At 41.4% G+C, this 21,979-nt stretch carries 20 protein-coding genes; 4 read left to right on the forward strand and 16 right to left on the reverse strand.

What is annotated here, in order from left to right:
* The first annotated feature begins 122 nt into the window (after positions 1–122).
* From pepA to rho, 3 genes are all read left to right on the forward strand, one after another.
* Entirely contained in the window at positions 123–1,619 is a 1,497-nt protein-coding gene (gene pepA, locus EDC41_RS05775; RefSeq protein WP_006251841.1) for a leucyl aminopeptidase, read from the forward strand.
* A gap of 173 nt (positions 1,620–1,792) precedes the next feature.
* Positions 1,793–2,740: a cysteine synthase A gene (gene cysK, locus EDC41_RS05780; RefSeq protein WP_006252727.1), complete on the forward strand. Its 948-nt coding sequence runs from the start codon at positions 1,793–1,795 to the stop codon at positions 2,738–2,740.
* A 185-nt stretch (positions 2,741–2,925) separates the two neighbouring features.
* On the forward strand, positions 2,926–4,188 hold the full coding sequence (gene rho, locus EDC41_RS05785) for a transcription termination factor Rho (RefSeq protein ID WP_006251839.1): 1,263 nt from the start codon (positions 2,926–2,928) through the stop codon (positions 4,186–4,188).
* Positions 4,189–4,248: 60 nt separating this feature from the next.
* On the opposite strand, the gene EDC41_RS05790 is transcribed toward rho, so the two are convergent.
* From EDC41_RS05790 to EDC41_RS05865, 16 genes are all read right to left on the reverse strand, one after another.
* Complete coding sequence (locus EDC41_RS05790) at positions 4,249–5,367, reverse strand: YdcF family protein (RefSeq protein ID WP_006251838.1); 1,119 nt, start codon at positions 5,365–5,367, stop codon at positions 4,249–4,251.
* Between the two features lie 12 nt (positions 5,368–5,379).
* Entirely contained in the window at positions 5,380–7,527 is a 2,148-nt protein-coding gene (locus EDC41_RS05795; protein WP_006251837.1) for an autotransporter domain-containing protein, read from the reverse strand.
* Positions 7,527–9,470 (reverse strand): HTH domain-containing protein, encoded by a 1,944-nt coding sequence (locus tag EDC41_RS05800; RefSeq protein ID WP_006247861.1) that lies wholly within the window; start codon positions 9,468–9,470, stop codon positions 7,527–7,529. Before EDC41_RS05800 ends, EDC41_RS05795 begins: the two co-directional genes overlap by 1 nt.
* Positions 9,471–9,987: 517 nt before the next feature.
* A complete protein-coding gene (locus EDC41_RS05805; protein WP_020824170.1) occupies positions 9,988–11,040 on the reverse strand; it encodes a histidine-type phosphatase in 1,053 nt (350 codons plus the stop codon).
* Positions 11,041–11,087: 47 nt separating this feature from the next.
* Positions 11,088–12,125 (reverse strand): tyrosine-protein phosphatase, encoded by a 1,038-nt coding sequence (locus tag EDC41_RS05810; protein WP_006251835.1) that lies wholly within the window; start codon positions 12,123–12,125, stop codon positions 11,088–11,090.
* On the reverse strand, positions 12,125–12,931 hold the full coding sequence (locus EDC41_RS05815) for a PTS system mannose/fructose/sorbose family transporter subunit IID (protein ID WP_006247863.1): 807 nt from the start codon (positions 12,929–12,931) through the stop codon (positions 12,125–12,127). Before EDC41_RS05815 ends, EDC41_RS05810 begins: the two co-directional genes overlap by 1 nt.
* Positions 12,928–13,695: a PTS mannose/fructose/sorbose/N-acetylgalactosamine transporter subunit IIC gene (locus EDC41_RS05820; protein WP_006247864.1), complete on the reverse strand. Its 768-nt coding sequence runs from the start codon at positions 13,693–13,695 to the stop codon at positions 12,928–12,930. The genes EDC41_RS05815 and EDC41_RS05820 overlap by 4 nt, the downstream gene beginning before the upstream one ends.
* 2 nt (positions 13,696–13,697) lie before the next feature.
* Positions 13,698–14,168, reverse strand: coding sequence for a PTS sugar transporter subunit IIB (locus EDC41_RS05825; RefSeq protein ID WP_032844541.1), 471 nt, complete (start codon positions 14,166–14,168; stop codon positions 13,698–13,700).
* Positions 14,152–14,583 carry a PTS sugar transporter subunit IIA gene (locus EDC41_RS05830; RefSeq protein WP_006247866.1) on the reverse strand — a complete coding sequence of 144 codons (432 nt, stop codon included), beginning with the start codon at positions 14,581–14,583 and terminating at the stop codon, positions 14,152–14,154. Before EDC41_RS05830 ends, EDC41_RS05825 begins: the two co-directional genes overlap by 17 nt.
* A gap of 182 nt (positions 14,584–14,765) precedes the next feature.
* Positions 14,766–15,950 carry an aspartate aminotransferase family protein gene (locus EDC41_RS05835; protein ID WP_006251832.1) on the reverse strand — a complete coding sequence of 395 codons (1,185 nt, stop codon included), beginning with the start codon at positions 15,948–15,950 and terminating at the stop codon, positions 14,766–14,768.
* A 12-nt stretch (positions 15,951–15,962) separates the two neighbouring features.
* Positions 15,963–16,817: an acetylglutamate kinase gene (gene argB, locus EDC41_RS05840; RefSeq protein WP_006251831.1), complete on the reverse strand. Its 855-nt coding sequence runs from the start codon at positions 16,815–16,817 to the stop codon at positions 15,963–15,965.
* A gap of 91 nt (positions 16,818–16,908) precedes the next feature.
* Positions 16,909–17,850: an N-acetyl-gamma-glutamyl-phosphate reductase gene (gene argC / locus EDC41_RS05845; RefSeq protein ID WP_006251830.1), complete on the reverse strand. Its 942-nt coding sequence runs from the start codon at positions 17,848–17,850 to the stop codon at positions 16,909–16,911.
* 142 nt (positions 17,851–17,992) lie between these two features.
* Complete coding sequence (locus EDC41_RS05850; protein WP_020824171.1) at positions 17,993–18,610, reverse strand: glutathione S-transferase family protein; 618 nt, start codon at positions 18,608–18,610, stop codon at positions 17,993–17,995.
* An 83-nt stretch (positions 18,611–18,693) separates the two neighbouring features.
* Positions 18,694–19,818 (reverse strand): NADH-dependent flavin oxidoreductase, encoded by a 1,125-nt coding sequence (locus EDC41_RS05855; protein WP_006251828.1) that lies wholly within the window; start codon positions 19,816–19,818, stop codon positions 18,694–18,696.
* A gap of 63 nt (positions 19,819–19,881) precedes the next feature.
* Complete coding sequence (locus EDC41_RS05860) at positions 19,882–20,562, reverse strand: nitroreductase (protein WP_006251827.1); 681 nt, start codon at positions 20,560–20,562, stop codon at positions 19,882–19,884.
* A gap of 16 nt (positions 20,563–20,578) precedes the next feature.
* On the reverse strand, positions 20,579–21,010 hold the full coding sequence (locus EDC41_RS05865; protein ID WP_006247873.1) for an organic hydroperoxide resistance protein: 432 nt from the start codon (positions 21,008–21,010) through the stop codon (positions 20,579–20,581).
* A 114-nt stretch (positions 21,011–21,124) separates the two neighbouring features.
* Here EDC41_RS05865 and EDC41_RS05870 point away from each other — a divergent pair, with 114 nt between their 5' ends.
* Positions 21,125–21,976: an AraC family transcriptional regulator gene (locus EDC41_RS05870; protein WP_006251825.1), complete on the forward strand. Its 852-nt coding sequence runs from the start codon at positions 21,125–21,127 to the stop codon at positions 21,974–21,976.
* Positions 21,977–21,979 lie beyond the last annotated feature (3 nt).

Raw genomic sequence — 21,979 nt, forward strand, 5'->3', positions numbered from 1 at the left:
TGCAAATAAAAAGTAAATTATTTTAAATAATGATTTACATCAGGGTATATCTATATTTTACTTATCATTGATGATTATGTTGGCATTATAAAATCTGTAGCAATAAAAATTAAGGAGGAAAAATGGAATTTAGTGTCAAAAATGGCAGTGTTGAGAAACAAAGAACCGCCTGTTTGGTTGTTGGTGTCTATGAACCCCGCCGATTATGTTCTGCCGCAGAACAGCTTGATAAATTAAGTAACGGCTATATCAGCACATTACTGAGAAGAGGAGATTTAGAAGGCAAAGCAGGGCAAACCTTACTCTTGCATAATGTGCCGAATGTACTCGCTGATCGAGTATTATTAGTCGGCTGTGGAAAAGAGCGTGAATTAACTGAACGCCAATACAAACAAATTATTCAAAAAAGTGTACAAACTATTAATGAAACCGGCTCAATGGAAGCTGTCAGCTTTTTAACCGAACTGCACGTTAAAGGTAGAACACCTTATTGGAATGTGCGATTTGCGGTAGAGGCAATCCAAGAACAACTATATGCCTATAACGATTTCAAAAGCATCAAACCTGAAGTTCGCCGTGAATTACGCCGTGTGATTTTTAATGTCGCACACCGTAAAGATCTTCCTGATGCCGAACGAGCTTTAGAACACGGAAAAGCCGTAGCACTTGGAATCAGCCACGCTAAAAATGTAGCAAATTGTCCGCCTAATGTGTGTAATCCTCACTATTTAGCCGAATTGGCTAAGGGTTTAGCCTACGACTATCCTGCCATTTCAACTACCATTATTGATGAAAAACAGATGGCAGAATTGGGAATGAATGCTTACTTAGCGGTTTCCAGAGCCTCTGAAAATGAGGCCTTTCTTTCAGTGATTGAATATAAAGGCAACCCGAATGCTGATGCGAAGCCGATTATCTTAGTCGGCAAAGGAATGACCTTTGACTCTGGCGGTTTATCCATTAAACCTGCGGAGGCGATGGACGAAATGAAATACGATATGTGCGGAGCTGCTACTGTTTACGGTACAATCAAAGCAATTGCCGAGATGAAATTACCACTCAATGTTATCGGCTTACTCGCCGGCTGTGAAAATGCGGTTGATGGCAAAGCCTATCGACCGGGGGATATTCTCACTACAATGTCTGGTTTAACCGTTGAGGTACTCAACACCGATGCAGAAGGACGTTTAGTGCTATGTGATGCTCTCAGCTATGTAGAACGTTTTGAACCGGAATTAGTGATTGATATTGCTACCCTAACTGGTGCTTGCATGATTGCCTTAGGTAATCATAACAGCGGGCTGATGTCACCTCATAACGGTTTAGCAAACGAACTCTTAGCTGCCGCAGAGCAAGCCGATGACAAAGCGTGGCGTTTACCTTTAGGGGAAGAATATCAAGAACAGTTAAAATCTAACTTTGCTGATCTTGCTAATATCGGCGGACGTTTAGGCGGAGCCTGTACTGCCGGTCAATTCCTCTCTAACTTTACAAAGAAATATACTTGGGCGCATCTAGATATTGCCGGCACGGCTTGGAAATCTGGGGCAGCCAAAGGGGCGACCGGCAGACCGGTATCCTTACTAACACAATTTTTGATCAATAAAGCCCAGGTCTAACCCTCACAAGCGGTCTGATTTTATCGAGTTTTTGCAAAAAGAAAATCAGACCGATCCTCTTCATACGACCCTATATTCTTTTTAGTTATATCAAATAAATTCCAGCTACTAGAAAAGCGATTAAAAATAAGTATGATAAATCCCAATCTCAATACTTATTAAGGAATATCACTATGACTATCTATGCAGACAACTCATACTCAATCGGCAATACCCCGCTGGTGCGTTTAAAGAATTTTGGCAACGGCAATATTGTGGTAAAAGTGGAAGGGCGTAACCCAAGTTTTAGCGTGAAATGCCGTATTGGTGCGAATATGGTGTGGCAAGCAGAGAAAGACGGTATTCTAACCAAAGACAAAGAAATTGTAGATGCAACCAGCGGTAACACTGGAATTGCCTTGGCTTATGTAGCAGCCGCTCGTGGTTATAAATTAACGCTCACAATGCCGGAAACAATGAGTACCGAGCGTAAACGCTTATTGCGTGGCTTAGGAGTAAATTTAGTCTTAACCGAAGGGGCAAAAGGAATGAAAGGAGCGATTGCGAAAGCTGAAGAAATCGCGTCTTCCGACCCAGAGCGCTATGTTACCTTAAAACAGTTTGAAAACCCGGCAAACCCGGCAATTCACCAACAAACTACCGGTCCTGAAATTTGGGATGCAACTGAAGGTAAAATTGATGTATTAGTGGCAGGCGTAGGAACAGGTGGCACTATTACCGGTGTTTCCCGTGCTATTAAGCAAGATAAAGGCAAGCAAATTATTTCAGTGGCGGTAGAACCGAGTGAATCGCCGGTCATTACGCAAACTTTAAACGGTGAAGAAGTCAAACCGGGCCCGCACAAAATTCAAGGCATTGGTGCAGGTTTTATTCCGAAAAACTTAGATTTATCACTGCTTGACCGTGTTGAACAAGTTTCAAGCGAAGAAGCGATTACAACCGCACGCCGTTTAATGGCAGAAGAAGGCATTTTAGGCGGTATTTCATCAGGTGCTGCCGTTGCTGCCGCAGATCGCATCGCTAAACTACCTGAATTTGCCGATAAATTAATTGTAGTGATTCTGCCTTCAGCCTCAGAGCGTTATTTAAGTACGCTACTGTTTGAAGGGATTGAAGCGTAATATTAAATTAATATAAAAATGCCGGCTGATGTCGGCATTTTTATTGCAAACAAGCGGTTATTTTTTATAAAAAATTTGCAATTTGTCTCCTATTGCGTTATTCTTCGCCACATCTTTACGGTTGGCCGTATCTAATCAATATCAACAAATCCAATCTTAATTAATCACAATTTTACATTCAAATTATGCATCTTACTCAACTTAAAAACACCCCTGTTTCAGAGCTTGTGGAAATGGGTGAAAATCAAATGGGCTTAGAAAATCTGGCTCGTTTACGTAAACAAGACATCGTATTTGCTATTCTTAAACAACACGCAAAAAGCGGTGAAGACATTTTCGGGCAAGGCGTGCTTGAAATTCTACCGGACGGCTTCGGTTTCCTCCGCTCATCAGATAGCTCATATTTAGCCGGCCCTGATGATATTTATGTTTCTCCAAGCCAAATCCGCCGTTTTAACTTACAAACTGGCGATAAAATAGAAGGTAAAATTCGCCCACCAAAAGAGGGAGAACGCTATTTTGCCCTACTGAAAGTTGATTCAGTTAATGATGACAAACCGGAAGCCTCTCGCAGTAAAATTCTCTTTGAAAACTTAACCCCTCTGCACGCCAATTCTCGCTTAAAAATGGAGCGTGGCAATGGATCAAAAGAAGATTTAACCGCTCGTATTTTAGATTTAGCCGCCCCAATCGGTAAAGGTCAGCGAGCGTTAATTGTTGCCCCGCCAAAAGCTGGTAAAACCGTGTTACTGCAAAATATTGCACAAAGCATCACCCATAATCATCCTGAATGTGAGCTTATCGTATTATTAATTGATGAGCGTCCGGAAGAAGTAACAGAGATGCAACGCACCGTACGTGGTGAAGTAATTGCCTCAACCTTTGATGAACCGGCAACCCGCCACGTTCAAGTTGCGGAGATGGTAATCGAGAAAGCAAAACGCTCGGTAGAGCATAAAAAAGATGTGGTGATTTTATTAGACTCCATCACTCGTTTAGCCCGTGCCTACAACACCATTACCCCGGTTTCCGGCAAAATCCTTTCCGGTGGTGTGGACGCTAACGCCTTACATCGTCCAAAACGTTTCTTCGGTGCAGCCCGTAATGTGGAAGAAGGTGGCAGCTTAACCATTATCGCAACCGCACTTGTGGATACCGGATCAAAAATGGACGAAGTGATTTTCGAGGAGTTCAAAGGTACGGGTAATATGGAATTACACCTCTCACGCCGTATTGCTGAACGCCGTATCTTCCCGGCTATTGACTTCAACCGCTCAGGTACTCGTAAAGATGACCTCTTAATGGCAGCAGACGAACTCCAAAAAACTTGGATGTTACGCAAAGTCCTCAACCCAATGGACGAAGTAGATGCTATCGAATGGCTAATCGACAAATTAATGATGGCAAAAACTAACGAAGAGTTTTTCGAGATTATGAAACGTTCGTAGAACATAAAAAAATCCCGCTTAACGCGGGATTTTTATCAATAGCAGCTGTCAATAAAGTAACTACTTAAAATCCCCCAACTCAAACAACCCCATTGATCTCGCCACATTTACATAAGTATAAAGTGCCTCGATTTTGGCTTTTCCCGGTGTTGCCGGCTTGCCACCACCAACGGAATCCATCTCAATCGGATAACCAATGTGCTGTGCATAACCTTTGAGAACCGCTGTTGCACGAGGGATATGTTGTAACGTACCGATACCTAATACTTTCTTGCCATTATAGGTTTGCATCAGCTTGATAATCCCAACCGCATTTCCCGGGGTATCTCTGGCAACAGGATCAAGTAGCAAACGGTCTTTTTCAATACCATTTTCGCTAAGCCATTTTGCCATCACATCAGCCTCAGCAAATTCCGTTTTCACAGCACCGCCACTGACGATAATTTTTGCTTGCGGAAATTTTTGTGCCATCTCTTTGGTTTTCTGTAATCGATCTAACAACAGCGGCGAAGGTGTGCCGTCTTTGTTTGGCGTAGAACCAAAAACGGCAATCGTATCAGGGATCATTGCTGTCTGTGGTTCATTACCGTAGCTTGCCGCCAGCGTTTGTTCGGTAAAGGCAAAAAAGTCTGTCATTCGTTGTGCGACTTCGGGAGCAAGCTGTTTCAGTGCAGAAAGACGAGCCGTTTCTTGTTCAGTATCTTCTAGCACCCTTGAAGCTAATACTGTCATCGCAAGAGCGTGAACATCACGGGGGTTTTGGCGCAAAATTTGGTCGAGCTGAGAAAGTGCTTCCCGATACTCTTTATTGACGAAATACGCCTCTGCTTGTAAACGGTAAGTGTTAAGGTAGGTCGGCTTCTCTTTAACTTTCTGATCAAGCGAAGCATACATCGCTTGCCAATACCAACGGCGGAAATTCAGCACATCCTCTTTTAGATAAGGGTCATCAACATAGTCTGGCGCATATTGAATAACTAAATGCTCAATCGGCGCTCCTCGACCATCTTCTTTACCTTTTGGTGCAGGCAGTACTTTTGCTAATACAAAGTTAAACGCCTTATCATATTGACTGATATTGTCTTGGCTCAAATAATCAGCTGGTATCGCCCAGCTATTTACACTTATCAAAGAAAGGCTTAAAGCAAGGGCAGAAAGGGTTGTTTTGATTTTTTTCATAGAGGCTCCTATTTACCATTGATAGTGATAATTTGCGTGTAATCCGTATGAACGCTTCAATGCATCCCCGTGTAACATTGATCCTTCGATTGCAAAATAATGGCGATTTCCAACTGCTTGTACCCCAATACTGATTACATTCCGATGACGATCAGATAAACTATCTAAGGTATCAATATGACGATTTCGAAAACGATAGCTAATATCAGCATAAGGTTTAAGTTTGATTGCATTGAGTTCAATCACTTTTCCTAAACGTAGCCCTGTCCCAGCCCAAAACATTCGTGCTGATCCAGCTTTTGCCCAGCCTAATTGCAGCTTTGGCGTAATTTGCCATTGATGACTCATCACGATATTTCTTCCAATTTCACTACTCAGACTGTATGCATTATTATCACGTTTTGTTACACCAGATTGATTAGTAAAATGACTGTAATTAAAAAAATTTGTCCAAAACAGACCACTTGTAGGACGATAACCAGCATAAATACCAGCAGATGTCCCTTTCACTTTATGCGTCCTATTCTCAATTTGCCCCTGACTGATACCAAATACTCCACCAATAGACCAATTATGGGAAACCTGATGATCTAGCCCGATATGTAATAAGTGATAGTCTTCGGTTGAACGATTTTTTAAACGATATTTGGATAGACTATCCGAAAGCCATAAATTCCAATCTTGTGTATGTTCTATTTCTGCTAACCTACGGTACAGATCATAAGTTGCTTGTTCCATCAAATTAAGCTGTACAACATAATGCTCGGAAAAAGGATTGTTCTGCTTTATTATTAAACGACTAAGGGCTTCCGTACTCTGTTTTAACTGCTCTTGCGTTTTACTAAGTTCTTTATTCAATTCCTCTTCAGCTTGCTGATGAGCCTGTTTTGCTGTTTCTAACGCCTGTCTGGCTACTTCCAGCTCATTTGCAGAATTTTCTGCATTTTTTACTGCTTGATCTCGCTCAGCTACCAATTTTTCTAAATAATTCTGCTGTGCTTTTTCCAACGCTTCTCTTTGTTCTTTTTCAGCTTGTTCTTTGGCAAGCAAATTCTCAAAATCGCCCAAGGTAAATAACCCCATTGCACGAGCAACATTAACAAATGTATAAAGAGCTTCACCTTTTTTATTTTTTTCATTAGGAGGAGAACCGCCTCCGGCAGAATCAATTTCCAATTCATATCCAATGGAATCCGCATAGCTTTTCAATACAGACATTGCTCTCGGTAAATGTAAGATCGTACCGATCCCCAATACTTTTCTACCTCCATATTCCTTCATAAAATCAATGATACCGACAGCATTTCCCGGAGTATCTCGTGCCACATCATCAAGCAACAGTCTGCTTTCATCAACGCCATTCTCTATCAACCATTTTTTCATTACATCCGCTTCTGCATAGATATAACGAACAGGTCCACCACTTAAAATAATTTTTGCATTCGGAAATTTCGCTGCCATTTCTTTGGTTTTCTCAAGACGTTGCAATAATCCCTTGCTTGGAGTACCGTCTGGGTTAGGCGATTGCCCAAATACCGCTATGGTGTCGGGGATCATTGTTGTTTGAGGCTCACTACCATAGCTGGCAGCAAGCATAGTGTCTGTAAAATGTAGATATTGCTGCACCTTTTGCGCAATACTTGGAGAGATTTGATAAAGCGCTAATAAACGCTCGGCTTCAGTATTAGGATTTTCCAATACCCGACTTGCAACCACACTCATTGCCATTGCATGAACATCATTAGGGTTACGCCGCAGAATTTGATCCAGTTGAGATAATGCTTCTTGGTATTGCTTATTGATAAAGTACGCTTCCGCCTGTAATCGGTAAGTATTTAAATAATCGGGCTTTTGTTTCGTTTTTAAATCCAATGACGTATAGAGATCTTGCCACTGCCAACGGCGAAAACGAATAACATCCTCTTTAAGATAGATATCATTAAGATAATCTGATGCATATTTCACCACCAAATTCTCAATCGCTTCACCACGCCCATCTGCTTTTGCAATAGGCGCAGGTAGTGGATTTGCGAGGAAAAAATTAAAACGGGCATCAAATTGCCGAATATTATCGTTACTTAAATAACCGTCAGCATAAGCCGATAAAGGTAAGGCTGAACCTAATATCAAAGCAAGATAAGAATAACGCAAGCGTTTCATTATGATTTCTCCTTATATTGGGTGAAGAAGTATTTATAACTTTTTACATCTAACCAACAAAGTTGATTAAGGATAAAATTTGTTTGTGCTATTTTATTAATAATATTCAAAATCATTTTTAATTTTTGTGGTTGCTCAATGACATTAAGACTCATCACAATAAATTTAGTATAACCATATAAAGTGAAATCTTCTTTATTTTTAAAATAATAGATCTCAAATTTTTCTACCGAGGCATTGAGTTGATAAAATAGTTTAATCTTGTCTTGTTTATTTTCTAAAATAATCTGTTCGTAATTAAGATATTCTTGCTCAAGATGAAACTCATTTAGGCGATATTGTGCTTCAATTTCAATCGATTTAATGCTAGGCAACACCTCATCATATTGATAAGCGTGATAAAATACTTCGTTGAGTGATGTTGCATATTCATTTTCATTTAAACTACTGTCAGCAAAATAAATAGGCTTATAGGGAATAGCCATATTTTTTCCATATTCATTACAGAGATAGTAGTCATAAGGTTTATCTTCCATTATGGCAAGCTCATATAGCACTTTGGTTTCAATTTTCAAAATATAGTCGGAAAAGTACCGCTTAATATTCCGTTTTAACTGTTGGGTGCTTAATCTGCCATTAAGGGCAATAATCGCCAGTCGGAGCGGTTTACGTTCTAATTCAATTCGATTAACCATTCCGGAAAAAATATCAAAAATAAAATACTGTTCTCGAATAGATAGGCTATACCCGTAGTTTTTTTCAATGTCATCCACTAATTTTTCTACTGTATGAGCCAAAATTGGATTTCTATGTAGTTCTGTTTGGTTAAATAGCCCTAAATCCACATCATCTGAAATGCTAAGCATCATTTTCATTGCGATAGGGATCAGCATTTTAAGCAAATCTTTACGGCAAGTGTCATCGTGAATTTCCGATAAATTTAAATATGCAGAAAACTGAGTAAAAATAAAACGATGAATTTCCCAAGCCTTATCTAGCAACAATGGGTAATTATCCGAATTACAATCTTTAAAGCGGTAGAGATCTGTACTGGCTATCGCAATATAGGTCAGAAATCGAATAACTTCCGGATTAAACTCAAAACGACTGTCTTGTTCACGAAGCTGTTCCAGTAACTTAATTACAAACTGATATTCATTCGTCTGTTGATAATTAAAATTTAACTTCGGTAACAATAACTCAGGCTGTTGATTATAAAAATAGCGTAAGTAAATAATAAACCGCTCAGCATAAATATCAGAAAATACTAAATTGAAATGAATAATTGTCTTAGCTAACCTTTCACGGATTTTTTCAGTCATAGGACAAGCAAAACACTGTTCAAATTCTTTAATTCCAAATGGATGTTCAAGCTGGGTAAAATATTTATATAATCGTACTGTGAGCATTATTTTACGATAACTTTCACCTACAATGTTCATTCCGTGATAGGGTTTCGCTTCGAGTATCAATCCATATTTTCCTAACAAGGCTTTAACTTGACTAAATTCTTTTGTTAAGGCACTGGTAAAACTTAAATAAAGCTCACTCTGAAAATCTTCAACTTTCAATGCACGCTGGCTCACCAGTAATCGGCGTAAAATCGCATTTACCCGAGACTCAAATTTATTATTTACCGTCATCGGCTGTGATATTTGGAAATACTGTTTTAGTTGCGTGTGTAATTCTTCAAACTGAATCAATAATTTATAGCCATAAAACGGTCGAGAAAAAATCTGAATGCCGTAAGGTTCAAGTTTTTCTTTTAATAACTTAATCTCTTTTTTTACCGTTCGTACTGAAAGCTGTAACTCCGTAGAAAGTGCATCACTATTAATAAATTGTTCACTTCTTAACAGTAATAAAAATAATGATTGAAATCGACGGTTACGGCTTAATAGTGCCAATATCTTTTTTAAATCGGCTTGAATATCTTGCGACATAATATTCCCTTATGTGTGTCAGAATTAAATAGGATTTCGTCAGCCCTTTCAATTTTAAGGCTTGCACGATATGTAGTGAATTAAGATATGATACCGAATTTATCACTAGAAGTCCTAAATTAGGTTTAATTGGAGAAAAAGAATGAAGCGTAGAAAGGTGTACTTTTATATACAACAAAAAAGCTGCCTTTCAGCAGCTTTTTGGGGATAGTAGCATTACTAGTGCTGTAAACAACATCTTACAGGGAGCAGCTGGCAACTGTCCCGACTTTTTTATGCTACCTTTTTCGCTCACTTTGTCAAAATCTCACAATGTATCAGCAATGACTTTTTCCAGTAACTGTTTAAATTCCATATAATCGCATAATCCATATTGGTCAGCTTGGCAATAATCCAAACTCAAAATGTGATGTTGCGGTGGTTTATCAAGGCTTAGTGGAATCGCTTTACGAATTTGGTCAGTAGATTGATATACATATTCCAGTTTAACTTTTTGTGCTTGGCTACTTTTTTCTTTTCAGATTTCAATAAAGACTTTCCCTCCTATTGAAGTTTGTTCATATTGATGTGCTAATTTATAAGGCTTAACATTTAATGCAGAAAGTAAGGCTATAATATTGGAATCGTGTCCGACTAAAAGTGTTATTTTATTTTCACTATTTAAATCTTGCTGAATATATTTTAATAGCGGTAATGAAATATGTTTAGCAATAAATGGATCTCCTCGTAGCATAAATTGGTAATCGTTTTTAATTTTATTGAGTGTTTGCCATTTCTGATCACTATCAAGCTGGTTATTTGCAATCTCTTTTAAAGGAAGACCTTCATAATATTGCAGCAATAAGGCATCGACAATATTTTCACTTAATCGCATCGTACCGGAAACACCTGGTTCTTTATCCTTTTTAATCCTTAATTTACCAACATCATTAAAAAATTCACACTGTTTTTCCTGCAAACATTTTTCTGAATGAGCATAATCGATTATTTCGCTTAATAAATGATAGGATGGCGCTAAATACTGATGGGTTTTATTGAGGTCAATTTTGCTTAATGCTGTTTGCACAAATGTCTGGTCATCGGAGCGAATAATTGGATTAAACACCGGATCCATCTTTCCAATCTGCTGGTGGTGTTTAACTTGTACATTACAACCTGAAAACCCACCGGCAACCAAAGCTTGTGCAGTGCCAATTGTACGTTGCAGGCTATTAGCATAAACCTCAATCTGCTTCCCACTTTCACAGCTTGCCTTGTCCAATAACCCATTATGTGTGAGCCATTGACCAAGATACTGCCCAAAATAGGTTTCCAACAGCGTCCCTTTATGGGTTAAATGACCGGTCGGTACACTCCAATTTGCCCATTTATAAGGGGTTGATTTTTCTAAATCACTGCCTTTTTCTGTAAGAGGGGAACGTAACCCGTGTCGGCTAAATATAATGATTTTTTCTAATTCGTAGTGGGAAGTTGGTATATTTTCAATTGGTTGAGCAAAAAGAGGAAATGCTGTGAAAATTGTTGTCAGACAAGCGGTAGTTTTATACCAATGTTTTGCAAAATAACGCATATGAAATTTCTCCATTTGTAGTGTGTTCAATATTACACCCTACCGTTCTACGCCAAATAATTTGCCCGTAATGCTTCAATTTCCTTCGCAGTAATACCTAATACCCTTTGGGCATATTGCTCAATAGTGCCATATTGGGTTTCAATAGTATTAAGCGATTGTTCGATAAATTCGGGTTGAGTATCGATTAAAGACAATAGGTAGTCCAACACATCTTGATCTTGAGTGAAGGTACGGTAAATCGCCATTTTCTCTTCGTTACGAGCAAGGCGGTTATCATGAGTAAGCATATAATCAGCAATAATATCAGCTTTACTCACGCCTAAAATACCAAGCAGTAACATTGCACCGAAACCAGTGCGATCTTTCCCTCCACGGCAGTGTTGAACCAATGGTGCATTTTCAGGGTCTGTCGCCAACCTTAACATTTCAGCAAAGGCGGTTTGGCATTCTGCTTTTTCGACAAAATTACGATATTGTGCCATTACAATGTCGTAGCGATTGATAAGATTACCTTCAGCTTTTTGAGCAATGATTTTATTGACCAAATTACGATCTTCATCGTGCTTGTCTGCACTAAATTGGGCAGCAAGCTCGGCAGTATGTGCATTCGGATCAAGCCGAAAAGTTTGCTCTCTGCCATTAATTGGGGGATTTGGGTATTTGGCGACTTCATTCGGGCTGCGATAGTCAATAACAGTCTGAATTCCCAATTTATCAAGATAAGCCACGCCTTCGTCTCTTAAATTATGCAGATGATCGGAGCGGTATAACTTGCCCCATTTCACTCGCTTGCCCTGATGAGCGACATAGCCCCCCATATCCCGAAAATTATTCATTCCGGCAACAGGTAAGGTGCGTTCAGCAACAATCTGTTCTCCGTTTGCTGATTGAATGAGGAAGAACGGACGGGCTTCACAAGCGCTCAATTTCAGCTCAAACTCTGCCAAATCAGTCTCCGCCAGCCATTTGCTATCCTTACTGTCAGGGTTGTCCAGAAAGAAAATCTGTACCGATTGAGCCGGCTGTTGGCGGAACAGGTATCTGCCCTGTTCCAACCGAATAATGTCATACACACTGTCCATTAGCCGAGTATTCCTGCATAGACTAAGCCGATACAGATCCCCATCGTAGCAAGGATCATCGTTGCAGCATATTTGCCGTTAGTTTTCTTCAAAATCCAGTAGATCACGACAGTTAAAAGTAAGCTGAGTAGTCCCGGCATCACTTTATCTAACATCTCTTGGAATTTAATCACATTATCACCAGCGGCAATTTGTGAAACTACTTTGACTTTCACAACGGAGGCAATTAATGCGCCAATCACCATTAAACCAACCACATTTGCCATATTGCCGAGTCGTTGCAAAATGTTATTACCCGCACCGTGAATTAAATCAACCCCTTTGCTGTAACCTAGATGGATACCGTAATACTTCGTCGCAATGTTTACACTGTTATACAACAAGAACATTAAAATCGGGCCTAACACATTGCCACTTAGTGCCAATGCCGCCCCGATACTACCGCAAATCGGTAACCAGGTGAATTTCAACAAGCTGTCTCCCAGCCCTGCTAACGGCCCCATTAAACCGGTTTTAATCGCGGTTACTGTCTCTTTTTCATCCTCTTTGGTAGTCTCTTCTACCGCAGCGGCAATTCCTAAAATCAATGCATCAGAATTAACGTGGCTGTTAAAAAATTTTAAGTGGCGTTTCATTGCTTCCGCTCGTTCTTCCTGTGGACGATCTTTATAAAGTCGTTTTAATACCGGAATAAAGCTACTTAAAAATCCAATCGCCTGCATCGATTGGAAGTTGTTTGTGACGTTCAGCACCTGCATCCGCCAAAACACTTTGTTTAAATCTTGTTTGGTAATTTTATTGCTCATAGGTCATAATCCTCTTCATCTGCGGTTTTGGTTGGTGCAGCTTCAGCTTTTTTGCTTACTGCTAAGTCGTAAATCAACGCAAGCGGTAGTGCAATTAAGGTAATCGGCAATACTGATAATTTGAGATAAACCGCCAACGTAAAGCCAGCAATTAAGAACGTCCAAAGTTCGGCTTTCTTAATCATCATTAACATCAGCAAACCGATACCGATGGCAGGAATAATTTTGCCTGCAACATTTAATCCGGTAATCACTTTTGCCGGCAGAGCAGAGACCGCTTGGGCAATAATGTCCGCCCCGTAATAGACGGCTAAGAACGTTGGAATAGCACGAATAGAAAAGGCAATTAACATTGGGATATAGTGAATGCGGAAAATCTTGTCAAAATCACCGCTTGCCGCCCAGCGTTCAGCAATTGGGTTCAATGCACATACGCCGGAGCGGTAAAGAATGAGTAACTGCTGTGCCAAGAGTGAGGTCGGTACTGCGAGTGCAACCGCAGTAGAAGCTTCACCAGCAGCAATACCAAGTGCGGTGCCAATAGCGGTTCCGGAAATCATATCCGGTGCAGAATATGCACCAACATTGCCGATCCCCATCCACATCACTTCAAGCGTAGCACCAATAATCAACGCCGTTTCCAAATCCCCCATAATCAATCCGACCACCGGTGCGATTAACAACGGACGGCGGATCATCTGTGTGCCAATATCATCTAAGGCACAAATACCTGCCCAGCAGGCAACAAGTAGTGCAGTCAGCATAGCTAGATAATCTCCTGTAAGTTAAGTTTTTCATCATTCGGTACCATCTGTACCGTTACTTCAACACCCTTTTCCAATAAGGTTTTAAATGCTTGACGCTCTTCTGGCGTAACTGAAACCGCTTTACTTAACTGCTCACGCCCAGCTTGATAACGCATTCCGCCGACATTCAATTTGTCAATCGATACACCTAGTTCTACAGTGCGTAACACATCAATGCTATTGGTAAACAACAACATAGTACGGCGGGTAATTTGTGTCTTCTGCAACACTTCACCAAATTTTTCAATGCCAAACGCGACCACTTTAATTCCCTGCGGTGCAGCCATCGTTAAAATCTGTTTTTGGGTTGGATCCGCTGCCACCGCATCATTTAACACAATAATTTGTTCAATACGGTGTAAATTAACCCAAGTGGTGACTACTTGACCGTGAATTAAACGGTCATCAATACGGCTAAAGCAGATCATCATCGTCCTCCTGTGAAACAAAATCTTGTTGTGTGCGTAGGCTAAATCCGTTTTGGTATGCAAGCGGTAGATTTTCCCGAATTTCTTGCAAATTGCCGTCACGGCTCATCAGCACTTCTAGCAATAAAGGTAAATTCAAACCCGAACAGGCAAAAACATTAGGGTGGGTTAATTGAGAAGAGGCAAGATTCATCGGCGTACCACCAACAATATCGGTGAGAATAATCAAGCCTTTGTCGGTGTTTAACTCAGCAATGGTTTGCTCCATCTGCCGTTTAATGTCCGCTACATTATCCACTGCTACTACGCCGATAGCTGCCACATTTTCCTGCTGCCCGACAATCAGCTCGGCACTCGCCAACGCCGCCCTCGCAAAACTGCCGTGGCTCATCAACAATAACGCAATTTGATTAGACATAAGTCACTCCTTGATTTATAAGTCATTCTATTAAATAAAATGTTATACAGATAAACAAGGGAAGTTATTGCACGATATATCGTACACATAAGAAGAAATATAAAGTGACAACAGATTAAAGTAGGCTACTATATAATAGTAATAAAAAACAGTAAGAAGATATTCCTACTGTTTATAATAACTCAAGAATCTTTCAAGACATCCTCTAACACTCTGATTCCTTGTTCTATCTGTTGTTCAGAGATCATCAGCGGTGGGAGTAACCTTAACTTACTTTTAGCGGTTAAAAACAGCACACCTTTGTTGATACATTTTGCAACAATATCAGCGGCTAAAATGCCTTCCTCAAATTCTACGCCGAGCATTAAACCTAAGCCTGAAACGGATTTAACTTTTGGTAAGCTCGCTAAGCGTTGCTGTAACAACTGCCCTTTTTGTTGCACTTGGGCGAGAAATTCGGCGTTTATTTTATCGATTACTACATTTGCAGCAGCACAGGAAACAGGATTGCCACCAAAGGTTGAGCCGTGGTCGCTTTTGCCTAATGTCATTTCCACTTTTTCGCCTAACAGGAAAGCACCAATCGGCAAGCCGCCGCCCAAGCCTTTAGCGAGCGTGACTAAACCAGGAGTTAAATCAAATTGTTGATAAGCAAAAAGTGTGCCCGTTCGCCCAATGCCGGTTTGCACCTCATCAATCATAAATAAAATATCTTTTTCTTGGCACAGGCTTTGCACGGCGTGCAGATAATCCGCCTCTAATGGGCAAACACCGCCCTCGCCCTGCACCACCTCCAGCAAAATCCCGCAAACGTTCTCAGTTTCCAAGCGAGCTTTCAGTGCCTCAATGTCATTTACAGGTAAATATTCAAAGCCCTCTGTAAAGGGGAAAAAATGCTTGTGGAATACCTCTTGCCCAGTGGCTGCGAGGGTTGAAATGGTTCGTCCGTGAAAAGAGTTCACGAGGGTTAAAACCGTTGAACGACCGGAACCGTATTTGTCGAAACTATATTTGCGGGCGGTTTTAATTGCTCCTTCATTTGCCTCTGCCCCTGAATTGCAAAAAAATGCCCGTTTTAGACCGCTTGCAGCCACTAATTTTTGGGCTAATTGGCTTGCCGGTTCGGTAAAAAACAGGTTTGAGGTGTGAGCTAATTTGCCGGCTTGTGTGGTAACAGCTTGTAGCCAATCCTCATCCGCCCAGCCTAAACTATTTACCCCAATGCCACTGGTAAAATCAAGATACTTATTGCCCTCAAAATCCCACACTTCACAGCCTTTTCCGTGCGACAGTGCAAGGTCAAATCTGCCATAGGTTTGGGCGATATAATCCTTATCTAATTGCTTAATCGTATTACTGCTTGTCATTTCACTTTCCTGTTATTTTTTATAAAACCGTGTGCCGTTTTTGCCACCGAACATTTCTACCAAAATGGCGTGGTCGATTCGCCCGTCAATAATATTTGCCTCAGAGCCACCAGCTCTGATGAAATCGGTACAGCACGCAATTTTGGGGATCATCCCACCGGCAATAATGCCTTGCTCAATCAGGGACTGCACTTCGCTTACTTCCACTTCCGGAATTAAGGTGCTTTCATCAAAGCGATCTCGCAATAAACCTGCAATATCGGTCATCGAGACCAATTTTTCCGCTTGTAACGCAATCGCAATCTCGCTGGCAGCGGTGTCTGCATTAATGTTATAAGCCTGCCCGTTTTCATCAACGCCCACCGTGGAAACAACCGGAATCAAGCCTGCATTAAGAGCAATTTCAATCACAGTTGGATCGACTTTCACAATATCGCCCACAAAGCCGTAATCCACCTCTGCCTCTAATTTTTTGCATTGCAACATCGCCCCATCAATACCACACAGCCCAATGCCTTTCCCTTTTAATAAGGCGACAAGGCTTTTATTAGCTTTGCCTGCCAACATTTGCAAAACCACGTTAATCGTATCGCTATCGGTAACACGCAACCCGTTGATAAATTGCGGTTCTTTACCCAATAATTTCACGCCTTGTGAAATCTCCGGCCCGCCACCGTGTACCAGTACCACTTTTACGCCTAAACGATGAAGTAACAGCAGATCTGCCATCACTGATTTTTTCAGTTCCTCATTAATCATTGCGTTACCGCCATATTTCACCACAATGATTTTACCCTGCCATTTCACCAAGCAAGCGGTGGATTTTTCTAATAAATTTGCAAATTGATTGATTTCTTGTTGTTGCATATTTCTTTCTCTTGTAGGGACAGGTCCTGTGCCTGTCCGATAATCATCGCCCATATTCGGACGGGCACAGGACCCGTCCCTACATTTATATTTAAAGCTCTAACCCCTCAACCTCATCTCTTCCCAACATAATATTCATACACTGCACTGCGGCACCTGATGCCCCTTTGCCTAAATTGTCAAAACGGGCAGCAAGTAAAAGTTGGGTGCTGTTGCCGTAAATAAAAATCTCTAAGCTGCCTTTACCTGCATAAGCATTCGCGGCAAGCATTCCGTCTTCGGGTAGAGATTGGAAAGGGTGAACGTGAATTAGTCGGCTGGTTTGGTAGTAATCGGCGAGCAAATTTGCAATTTCTTCGCCGGATTTGACCGCTTGTAAGGCGAAGATCGGCAATGGCACAGTGACTAACATTCCGCTGTAATAATCGGCAACCACAGGGGTGAAAATCGGTGGGTTTTGCATTTGGGTAACTGCCTGCATTTCAGGCAAATGTTTGTGTTGGAGAGTTAAACCGTAAACACGAGGGGCATTGAAAGCATTTGGGCTGTTTTCATTTTCATAGTTAGCAATCATCGCTTTGCCACCGCCTGAATAGCCGGTTAAGGAATGACAACTTAAAGGGTAATCGGCGGGCAGAATCCCTTTTTCCACCAGTGGACGAACCAACGCAATATAGCCCGTGGCATGGCAACCCGGCACCGCAACACGCTTGGCATTTTGGATTTTTTCACGTTGTCCGCTCAATTCCGGAAAACCATAAACCCAATTAGGATTGACCCGATGAGCGGTTGAAGTATCGCAAATTCGGGCATTTTCCGGTGCATTTGCTACTAATTCTTTTGAGGCTTCATCCGGCAAACAGAGGAAAGTTAAATCCGCCTCTGCGACTTTTGCCACACGGGCGTTCAAATCTTTCCGCTGCTCTTCGGGCAAGGTTAATAATTCAATATCGTCCGCTTGGCTTAAACGTTCGTGAATGCGTAGCCCGGTTGTTCCTACTGCCCCATCAACAAAAATCTTGTATTTGCTCATTGAAAATCCTTCTTTGACTTTTTCTGCTCGGTAGTCTAAGGCTATTTAAGGCTAAACTCAAGTTTATTTTTGAATAATTATTCAAATTAATTGATTTTATATTCAAAAATCCCTAACAAAATGTTAGGGATTAAAAAGAGTATTAAAATCTATTCATATCAAGCTTCAGGGCTTTTTGATTCGCTTTTTGGTAAGCAGGGTGATTTTCCACCTGTTCTAAATAGCGTGCAATATTCGGGTAATTTGCCATTTCAACAAAATTACGCCCCCATTGTAGTGGGAAACAGAGAGAAAAATCCGCACCGGTTAGTTCATCACCCACAATCCATTTTTTATCTGAAAGTGTTTGCTCAATATAGTTAAAATACAGCGGAGTCTGCGCTTTTGCGTAGTCGCCAAAAGCTCCGAGATCAGAGCGATTAGCCAACATTATCACAAGGTTTGCCGAGAATAATGAAGCAGAAATCGACAACCAGTAGTGATACATTGAATAGGCTTCGCTACCACGAGTCGGCTCAAATTTCCCTTCGGCGTAACGGGCAATCAGATGCTGGATAATCGCATTGCCTTCGGCAAGCACCAAATCGCCATCTTGCAACACAGGGGCTTTGCCAAGTGGGTGCAAGGCTTTTACCTCCATAGGTGCAAAACCGCTCTCTTCACGATGGTAGATTTTTAGCTCGTAATCCAAGCCTAAGGCTTCCAACAACCAAACGATGCGGTGAGAGCAGGAACTGTTCAGGTAATGTAACGTAATCATAATTTTTCTCCTTCAGATAATTGAAAAAATGCGGTCACTTAATTGCAAATTTTTACAAAAAAATGACCGCTTGTCTGTAATGATTAAATATCCATTGGTTGCCAGTTTTGCCCTTTAAGCGGCGGTAACCAAGCACCACCTTGCACGCAGTAGCCCCATAGTCTATCGGGAATGCCGTAGTGGTCGGCTTGTTGCGGGTCGAGTTCGCTGACAATCTCACTGTCTCGATTATCTTTCAACAAGGTCGCCACGTTCGGGTTGAGCATTACCGCTTTACCTAAGGCGATAAATTCTGCCCAGCCTGTTGCATAAGCTTTACGGATCTGTTCACCGGTTAATAAGTTACCCACGCCGATCAGCGGTAAACGCCCGTTGATGTGTTGGTGTACCAGTTGCATACGGGTGAGGTTGGTATCTGCACCACGGCGGGCTTTTTTGCCGAAATCCCAGAGTGAAATGTGCAAGTATTGCAACGGCTTTTCGCACAAAGCATCAATCAGGGCGTAGGTATCGGTCATGGTTAAGCCGTGTTCGCCCGGCTCTTCCGGTGAGAAACGGTAGCCGATAATAAAATCAGGGCGTTGGTGTTTTTCACGCACGCTGACCGCTGCCTCAACCACCGCTAACGGGAAACGCAAGCGTTTTTCAAGGCTACCGCCCCATTCATCAGTGCGTTGATTAAATTCAGTAGAGAAAAATTGTTGAATTAAATAGCCGTTCGCCCCGTGAATTTCCACACCATCAAAACCGGCTTGAATAGCTAAATCGGTGGCATTAGCGAAAGCTTGGATCATTTGCTTCACTTCGTCCGCCGTTAGGGCTTTAGCACCGTTGGCGTGCTCGGACGGCGCAACTGCATTCGCCCCGTCAAGCAAGGCAGGAATAGCTTGTGCCCCACCGTGGAAAATTTGCAAAATCGCTTTGGTGCCTTGATTTTTCAAGATATTGGCAGTTTCTGTCAGGCTTGCCAAATAGCGTTCATCAAGAGCTTCCGGCTGACCGTAAAACGCTTTGCCGTTACGCATTACCCCGGTTGCTGCGGTGATAAATAAGCCCATATCTGCTGCACGATTATGCAAGAAATGGCGTTCTTGCTCGCTAATTGTGCCGTCATCGTTGGAGGCGGAATGGGTCATTGGGGCAACTACAAGGCGGTTTTTAATTTCTACATCGTTATTCAGAGTATAAGGGGTAAATAAATTTATCATCGTATTCTCCTAAAAAATACGGTTGATTTCGCAAATTTTTGCGAAAAATCAACCGCTTGTTTATTACCAATGTAAGGTCGCACTCTCTTCCACCGGCACACGCCCTAAATGGTGTTTGTTCTGCATAGCGTCCCAATCTGGGTGTCCGAAAGAAATGGCGTGGAGGAGCTTGTAATGTTCAGGAATGCCTAACTCTTCACGCACATCTTTAGCAAACATCGCAAGGGCAAGCTGCGGAATGCCGCCAAAACCACGAGCGGTGAGTGAGAGCAAGAAAGTTTGCGAATACATACCAACATCGCTGGCAATATTGACATCGTGTCCGTCAATGCTTGGCATAAATAGGAATGCCATATGTGGCGCACCATAACCGACAATATTGTCATCATACACCACTTGGCGACCGGCTTTATCTTCACGGGGAATGCCATAGCTGGTGGTAAAAACGTGGCTGTATTGGTTACGCCAACGTGGTTCGTAGTCACCGGTAAATTTCGTTTGATTGAACTCAAAATCCGCATCATTAATGCCCGCTTCAAAAGTCTTTTTAAAACGAGCTTTTAAGCGTGCTAGCGTTTCACCAGAGGCAACGTGTACTAACCACGGCTGTGTATTACAAGCCGAAGGGGCATTTTGTGCATCGGCAAGAATTTGTTTGATTTCAGTTTCCGTCATCGGAAGCGGTAAAAACTTGCGGATTGATTGTCGTGTTTTTACCGTGGTTTCAAAATCTAACATTTTCATTTCCCCTATTTATTTTTTATAAGTCAAATTCACTCACGACTTTAACGTGTAAACGCACATCTACATTACCACGGGTTGCATTTGAATATGGGCAAACTTCGTGTGCCTTGCTAATTAAAGTTTTCGCTTCTTCCGCACTAATGCCTTCCACAGTAATGGTAATATCTAAATCTAAGCCGAAAGCACCATCAGCTTTTTGACCAATCCCAACTGCAACAGTGGTACTGGATTTGGTTGGCTTAATGCCTAAGGTTGGGGCAACGTGATTCATTGCACTGTCAAAGCAGGCAGCATAGCCCATTGCGAATAATTGTTCCGGATTAGTGCCTACTTTGCCACTTTCATTTTGGAAACCGACTAAATCAAAACCGATAGAACCGTCATCCACTTGGGTTCTGCCGTCACGACCACCGGTTGCAGTTGCTGATGTGTGATAAAAAATTTTCATATTTTGCTCCTATTAAATGCTTTATTTGATTGGGGATATTATCCGCTTTTTGCTATTTGTCGTCTTGCCTGATTTTCTATAAAATATGCCTAATTTTCTAAAAGTGAGATTATTATGCAAACTCATCGAGCTATTATTGAATCTATTTTTGCCCTCGCTCCGAAAAATGAACTTTGGGCTACTCCCATTTCAGGGCTAACCGTTCACGCTGCCGATCGTTCTATTAGATTTAACGGTTATATCCAAGACCCAAGTTTATGTGTAGTATTATTAGGCGAGCGGCAAATCTGTACCAATGGACATTGCCAAGTCTTCGGTAATCAGGAAATGATGTTTTGCCCTGTGAATTTGCCGATTGTTACCCAAACCTTATCAGTTGCAGAAAATCAGCCTTATCTTGCGATTTCACTACGCTTGGATTTTGATCTTATTGCCAAAATTATCACGCAGCTTCCCCCACAGAAAATAAGTGAAAACATTAATCAACGCACTAAATGGGAGCTGGAGAATGAAATTAAAGACTGTTTGTTACGCTTACTAAATTTGCTTAATTCTCCAAATCATATTCATTTTCTTGCACCATTGATATTAAACGAACTCTATTTCTATTTATTGCAATCTGAGCAAGGTGGCTATATACGCTCTCTACTCTCTCAAGATGGCAATATTGCTAAAATTGCCAATGCAACAAAAATCTTAGAAAGAAAATTTGCCGATACACTAAATATGTCAGCACTGGCTGAAGAGGTAGGAATGAGCGTGGCGGGGTTTTACGCTCATTTTAAAAGCGTAACTTCAATGACACCACTGCAATATCAGAAATCGTTAAGACTAAATGCGGCAAGGGAAAAACTACAAGCAGGAGTAAGCGTGAGTGAAACCGCCTATCAAGTCGGCTATGAAAGCCCAAGCCAGTTTAGTCGAGAATATAAAAGGCAGTTTGGCGAAAGCCCGAAAAGAAGATAAAGG

The sequence above is a fragment of the Mannheimia haemolytica genome (genome assembly GCF_004342115.1).
GTDB lineage: Bacteria > Pseudomonadota > Gammaproteobacteria > Enterobacterales > Pasteurellaceae > Mannheimia > Mannheimia haemolytica.

Coding starts and splice junctions, on each gene's coding strand:
- cysK (WP_006252727.1), top strand. CDS start 1,793: ATGACTATCTATGCAGACAACTCATACTCAATCGGCAATACCCCGCTG.
- EDC41_RS05815 (WP_006247863.1), bottom strand. CDS start 12,931: ATGAGCAATAAAATTACCAAACAAGATTTAAACAAAGTGTTTTGGCGG.
- EDC41_RS05825 (WP_032844541.1), bottom strand. CDS start 14,168: ATGATGATCTGCTTTAGCCGTATTGATGACCGTTTAATTCACGGTCAA.
- EDC41_RS05810 (WP_006251835.1), bottom strand. CDS start 12,125: ATGGACAGTGTGTATGACATTATTCGGTTGGAACAGGGCAGATACCTG.
- EDC41_RS05870 (WP_006251825.1), top strand. CDS start 21,125: ATGCAAACTCATCGAGCTATTATTGAATCTATTTTTGCCCTCGCTCCG.
- EDC41_RS05850 (WP_020824171.1), bottom strand. CDS start 18,610: ATGATTACGTTACATTACCTGAACAGTTCCTGCTCTCACCGCATCGTT.
- EDC41_RS05860 (WP_006251827.1), bottom strand. CDS start 20,562: ATGAAAATGTTAGATTTTGAAACCACGGTAAAAACACGACAATCAATC.
- EDC41_RS05805 (WP_020824170.1), bottom strand. CDS start 11,040: ATGCGTTATTTTGCAAAACATTGGTATAAAACTACCGCTTGTCTGACA.
- EDC41_RS05830 (WP_006247866.1), bottom strand. CDS start 14,583: ATGTCTAATCAAATTGCGTTATTGTTGATGAGCCACGGCAGTTTTGCG.
- argB (WP_006251831.1), bottom strand. CDS start 16,817: ATGCAACAACAAGAAATCAATCAATTTGCAAATTTATTAGAAAAATCC.
- EDC41_RS05795 (WP_006251837.1), bottom strand. CDS start 7,527: ATGAAACGCTTGCGTTATTCTTATCTTGCTTTGATATTAGGTTCAGCC.
- argC (WP_006251830.1), bottom strand. CDS start 17,850: ATGAGCAAATACAAGATTTTTGTTGATGGGGCAGTAGGAACAACCGGG.
- EDC41_RS05790 (WP_006251838.1), bottom strand. CDS start 5,367: ATGAAAAAAATCAAAACAACCCTTTCTGCCCTTGCTTTAAGCCTTTCT.
- EDC41_RS05835 (WP_006251832.1), bottom strand. CDS start 15,950: ATGACAAGCAGTAATACGATTAAGCAATTAGATAAGGATTATATCGCC.
- EDC41_RS05800 (WP_006247861.1), bottom strand. CDS start 9,470: ATGTCGCAAGATATTCAAGCCGATTTAAAAAAGATATTGGCACTATTA.
- EDC41_RS05820 (WP_006247864.1), bottom strand. CDS start 13,695: ATGCTGACTGCACTACTTGTTGCCTGCTGGGCAGGTATTTGTGCCTTA.
- rho (WP_006251839.1), top strand. CDS start 2,926: ATGCATCTTACTCAACTTAAAAACACCCCTGTTTCAGAGCTTGTGGAA.
- EDC41_RS05855 (WP_006251828.1), bottom strand. CDS start 19,818: ATGATAAATTTATTTACCCCTTATACTCTGAATAACGATGTAGAAATT.
- pepA (WP_006251841.1), top strand. CDS start 123: ATGGAATTTAGTGTCAAAAATGGCAGTGTTGAGAAACAAAGAACCGCC.
- EDC41_RS05865 (WP_006247873.1), bottom strand. CDS start 21,010: ATGAAAATTTTTTATCACACATCAGCAACTGCAACCGGTGGTCGTGAC.